Raw genomic sequence first — 288 nt, 5'->3', positions numbered from 1 at the left:
CGTTACTATCGATATTGTAATGTACGCGAGTGAAGAAAAATTGGCTCGGTCAATAACCCAATTTCTCAGAAATATGCTGTGCGGCGTTTTTGACCTTTTCGGTTAAATACGGCAGCCTGTCCTCTGAAAACCGGGCTTCGAAGCCGGCGATGCTGATTCCGGCAGCCACCTTACCTTCGTGATTGAAAATCGGCGCCCCGATCGCCGCCGTGTAATCTTCTAATTCCGAATAGCTGATCGTATAACCTGATTGTAAGGATCTTTCAATAGATTGAAGCAGTTCAGCCC

General features: G+C 46.9%; 1 protein-coding gene. It reads right to left on the bottom strand.

Annotated features, from left to right (window positions below):
• Window positions 1-49: 49 nt before the first annotated feature.
• The coding region (locus R0K30_RS21595; RefSeq protein ID WP_410612854.1) for an IclR family transcriptional regulator C-terminal domain-containing protein at window positions 50-288 on the bottom strand (239 nt) is incomplete at its 5' end.

Source organism: Bacillus sp. SIMBA_154, from assembly GCF_046536015.1.
Taxonomy (GTDB): Bacteria; Bacillota; Bacilli; order Bacillales; family Bacillaceae; genus Bacillus; species Bacillus pumilus_P.
The sequence above is the reverse complement of the archived record's forward strand: the minus strand, read 5'-3'. Positions and strand labels throughout refer to the sequence as shown.